General features: G+C 55.1%; 1 protein-coding gene. It reads left to right on the top strand.

Features of this window, described 5'->3' with window-relative positions; all coding sequences use genetic code 11:
• Positions 1-1,975: immunoglobulin-like domain-containing protein (locus tag L8I05_RS29360; RefSeq protein WP_347341242.1), on the top strand; the 1,975-nt coding region annotated here is incomplete at both ends.

The raw sequence follows: 1,975 nt of genomic DNA, 5'->3' as shown, positions 1-1,975 counted from the left end.
TCTGGTAACCGATCCGAAGGCGGCTGAAACAGCCATCACCGATTCGATCGATAACACCACGGTTTCCCTCTCCGCCGACAAAGCGTCCGTGGTTGAAGGCGGTGAGATTACCTACACCGCGACTTTGACCAACAAAGCGCAGACTGACGTGACCGTCACTCTTTCGAATGGCCAGACCATTACCATCAAAGCCGGTGAAACCGTTGGCTCGACTGTGTTCCAGACGCCAGCCAATGACGTTTACAACAACGGTTCCACCGTCAGCACCACCATCGCCAAAACCGAAGGCGGCAACTTCGAGAACCTGGTGACCGATCCGAAAGCGGCTGAAACAGCCATCACTGACTCGATCGATAACACCACCATCAGCTTGACCGCTGATAAAGCATCGGTGGTTGAAGGCGGCGAGATCACCTACACCGCGACTTTGACCAACAAAGCGCAGACTGACGTTACCGTCACGCTTTCGAATGGTCAGACGATCACTATCAAAGCCGGTGAAACCGTTGGCTCCACAGTTTTCCAAACGCCGGCTAACGACGTTTACAACAACGGATCCACCGTCAGCACCACCATCGCTAAGACCGAAGGCGGCAACTTCGAGAACCTGGTCACGGATCCGAAGGCGGCTGAAACTACGATCACCGATTCGATCGATAACACCACGGTTTCCCTCTCGGCCGACAAAGCCTCGGTGGTTGAAGGCGGTGAGATTACCTACACCGCGACTTTGACCAACAAAGCGCAGACTGACGTGACCGTCACTCTTTCGAATGGCCAGACCATTACCATCAAAGCCGGTGAAACCGTTGGTTCGACTGTGTTCCAGACGCCAGCTAACGATGTTTACAACAATGGCAGCACCGTCAGCACCACGATCACCAAGACTGAAGGCGGCAACTTCGAGAACCTGGTAACCGATCCGAAGGCGGCTGAAACAGCCATCACTGACTCGATCGATAACACCACGGTCTCTCTGACTGCTGATAAAGCGTCCGTGGTCGAAGGCGGTGAGATTACCTACACCGCCACCCTGACGAACAAAGCTCAGACTGACGTAACCGTTACCCTTTCGAATGGTCAGACGATCACCATCAAAGCCGGTGAAACAGTTGGCTCGACTGTTTTCCAAACGCCAGCTAACGACGTTTATAACAACGGTTCCACCGTCAGCACCACCATCGCTAAGACCGAAGGCGGTAACTTCGAGAATTTGGTGACCGACCCGAAGGCGGCGGAAACCACGATCACCGACTCGATCGACAACACTACGGTTTCCCTCTCTGCCGACAAAGCATCGGTAGTGGAAGGCGGTGACATCACTTACACCGCAACCTTGACCAACAAGGCGCAAACCGACGTTACCGTAACGCTGAGCAACGGCCAGACCATCACCATCAAAGCTGGTGAGTCCGCAGGCTCCACGGTTTTCCACACCCCAGCGAACGACGTCTACAACAACGGCTCTACCGTCAGCACCACGATCGCCAAGACTGCGGGTGGTAATTTCGAGAACCTGGTTACCGATCCGAAAGCAGCGGTCACCACGATCACCGACTCGATCGACAACACCACCGTTTCCCTGACTGCCGATAAAGCATCGGTGGTTGAAGGCGGCGACATCACTTACACCGCGACCTTGACCAACAAGGCGCAAACCGACGTTACCGTTACGCTTTCTAATGGCCAGACCATCACCATCAAAGCCGGCGACTCCGCAGGCTCGACGGTGTTCCACACCCCGGCGAACGACGTCTACAACAACGGCTCTACCGTCAGCACCACCATCGCCAAGACTGCGGGTGGTAACTTCGAGAACCTGGTTACCGATCCAAAAGCAGCGGTCACCACGATCACCGACTCGATCGATAACACCACGGTTTCCCTGACTGCTGACAAGGCTTCGGTCGTTGAAGGTGGTGACATCACTTACACCGCGACCTTGACCAACAAGGCGCAAACCGACGTCACCGTC

Source organism: Pseudomonas sp. MONT-RG-20F-20-E-7-02 (assembly GCF_022662395.1).
Lineage (GTDB): Bacteria > Pseudomonadota > Gammaproteobacteria > Pseudomonadales > Pseudomonadaceae > Aquipseudomonas.
This window is presented reverse-complemented; position numbering and strand designations above follow the sequence as displayed.